Here is a 2584-nt window from a genome sequence, read left to right on the forward strand (position 1 = left end):
GCCCTTTTCAAGCTTGCCGATGAATTCGTCGGCAAGCGCCGCCTTTGCCGCCGCCTCGATCTCGGCATCGCTGGCGCCCGGCCGGCCGAAGCCAATATTGTCGGCAGCACTGGCCGCGAAGATGGTGACGTCCTGCGCCACGATGGCGATGCGCTGGCGGATTGCGGCCGGATCGGCCTGGCGCAGATCGACGCCGTCGATGACGACACGGCCGCTCTCCGGATCGTAGAAGCGCAGGATAAGCGAGAAGACGGTGCTTTTTCCCGCGCCCGAAGGACCGACGATCGCCACCGTCTCGCCGGGCTTCACCTGGAAGCTCAGCCCATGCACGGCGGCCCGGTCCGGCCGCGCGGGATAGGAGAAGGAGACATCGTCAAAGCTGATCGCGCCCTTGGCCTTGGCCGGCAGCGGCTGCGGATCGGCGGGCGCCTGAATGGCGGGCTTCTCGGCCAGGATCTCGGTCAGACGCTCGGCGGCGCCCGCCGCCTGCGACAGCTCGCTCCACACTTCCGACAGCGCGCCGAGTGCGCCGGCGGCGAACACCGAATAGAGCAGGAACTGGCCGAGCGTGCCGGCCGACATCGTGCCGGCAAGCACGTCGCGCGAGCCGAACCAGAGCACCGCCACCACCGATGAAAAGATCATGAAGATGGCGAAGAAGGTGAGAAAGGAGCGGGCGAAGACCGACGTGCGCGCCGCCTCGAAGGCGGCCTCGACGGCGGCCGAGAAGCGCCCCGTCACCAGCTTCTCGTTGGTGAAGGCCTGCAGCGTGCGCACGGCGCCGATCTGCTCGCTGGCATAGGCAGTGGCTTCCGCCAGCGTATCCTGCGCCAGCCGCGACTTGCGCCGCACCGAACGGCCGAAGGCGACGAGCGGCAGCACGATCAGCGGGATGGCGGCCAGTACCAGGCCGGACAGTTTTGGGCTGGTGAAGACCATCATCGCCACGGCACCGACGCCGAGGATGAGATTGCGCAGCGCGACCGATGCCGTGGCGCCGACCGCCGACTTCACCTGCGTGGTATCCGCGGCAAGCCGCGACACGATCTCGCCCGACTGCGAGCGATCGAAAAAGGCCGGCGAGAGCGTCGTGACATGGGAGAAGACATCGCGGCGGATGTCGGCGACGACCCGCTCGCCGAGCGTGATGACTAAGTAGTAGCGGCTGGCGGACGCCGCCGCCAGCACGGCCGCCATCAGCACCAGCGCGGCGAAATACTCGGCAATGAAGGTAGTGCCCGCCGCCTGGAAGCCGTGATCGATCATGCGCCGCACGGCCATCGGCAGGGCCAGCGTCGTCCCTGCCGCAACGATCAGCGATATGATCGCGCCGACCGCCAGTTTGCGGTACTGCATGACGTACGGAAAAAGGGCCCTGAGCGGCCGGACCGAGCGCCTGCGCTCGTCACCACTGACACCAATATCCGCCATGAGCGTTTCCTCTGGCCGCGTGTTCGTCATGCGCTTCAATATGCGCCTGCCGCGGCCTTGTGATTCAATTCCGGCTGATGTATAGGCTCGCCGACCGTTTTAGAAGCCGTGGCTTTTCATTAGCTGCGGCTTCGAGTTTTAAAAAGGGGCGCATCGACGCAGGCCATCGGCCCGTCACCAGCGCCGGCAAGCCAGGAACACGACAATGAAGGCCGATATCCATCCCGACTACCACACCATCAAGGTCGTCATGACCGACGGCACCGAATACCTGACCCGCTCGACCTGGGGCAAGGAAGGCGACACGATGAACCTCGACATCGACCCGACCACGCACCCGGCCTGGACCGGCGGCCAGCAGACCCTGCTCGACCGCGGCGGCCGCCTGTCGAAGTTCAAGAAGCGTTTCGAAGGTTTCGGCCTCTAAGCCTTTCTAAACGTGTCGCAGATCAAAAACCCGCCTCCGAGGCGGGTTTTTTGTTGGCCACAGACGCTGCGGGAAACCCGACCAGGTTGTACCTACCCTTCCACCAGCTCCCGCAGCGCCATGCGCTTATAGGCCGCGACCAGCCTGTCGCCCTCCTCCCGGTCGACGGAGATCGCCAGCCGCATGACCGCCTCGCCCATCTGCCAGACTAGCAGCGCCGCCGTCTCCATCGCCACGGTATCTGCGCCGGGACGCAACCGCTTCAGCACCGCGACGAGGAATCGGGCATTGGCCCGGCTGTCGGCCAGTTCGAGTTCGCGCAAGGCCTTGTCGGCCTGCGTGCCCGACCAGATGTCGCGCATCACCGGTTCGGCCAGGAACATCCCGTAATAGATGTCGACCAGCTCCGAAAACGCCCGCTTCAGCCCCTCGGCGTCGCTGACGTCCTTCAGCGCCGCCGAGATGCAGGTCTGGCTTTCGGCGGTGTAGCGCTCGGCCAGCGCCCAGACGATCGCCCGCTTGTCGGGAAAGAACTGGTAGAGCGAGCCGATCGACACCCCTGCTCTTTCCGCCACCTCGCCCATGCGCATGGCATCGCTGCCTTGCTCGGCGATCAGCGCCGCGGCGGCGGCAAGCATCCGCTCGACCCGCTCGCGGCTGCGCTGCTGCGTCGGCGCTCGCCGGGGCATTGCGATTTCCTGGTCGAGCTTCGCGGCTACCCTGCCT

The 2584-nt window shown here is 66.2% G+C and carries 3 protein-coding genes; 1 reads left to right on the forward strand and 2 read right to left on the reverse strand.

The window, feature by feature from the left end:
* Positions 1-1431 (reverse strand): ABC transporter transmembrane domain-containing protein (locus EOA60_RS28160; protein WP_128312253.1); only part of this gene is annotated, 1431 nt, incomplete at its 3' end.
* 205 nt (positions 1432-1636) lie between these two features.
* On the opposite strand from EOA60_RS28160, the gene rpmE reads away from it, so the two are divergent.
* Complete coding sequence (gene rpmE, locus EOA60_RS28165) at positions 1637-1858, forward strand: 50S ribosomal protein L31 (RefSeq protein ID WP_040974396.1); 222 nt, start codon at positions 1637-1639, stop codon at positions 1856-1858.
* 92 nt (positions 1859-1950) lie between these two features.
* Here the strand turns inward: rpmE and EOA60_RS28170 are convergent, their stop codons facing one another.
* Positions 1951-2547, reverse strand: a complete 597-nt coding sequence (locus EOA60_RS28170; RefSeq protein ID WP_128312255.1) for a TetR/AcrR family transcriptional regulator — start codon at positions 2545-2547, stop codon at positions 1951-1953.
* Positions 2548-2584: the final 37 nt, after the last annotated feature.

It is taken from the genome of Mesorhizobium sp. M1A.F.Ca.IN.020.06.1.1 (genome assembly GCF_004023265.1).
In the GTDB taxonomy this organism is placed as follows: Bacteria; Pseudomonadota; Alphaproteobacteria; order Rhizobiales; family Rhizobiaceae; genus Mesorhizobium.

What these genes read in the sequence shown, in the direction of transcription:
- rpmE (WP_040974396.1), top strand. Translation starts at nt 1,637, where the DNA reads ATGAAGGCCGATATCCATCCCGACTACCACACCATCAAGGTCGTCATG.
- EOA60_RS28170 (WP_128312255.1), bottom strand. Translation starts at nt 2,547, where the DNA reads ATGCCCCGGCGAGCGCCGACGCAGCAGCGCAGCCGCGAGCGGGTCGAG.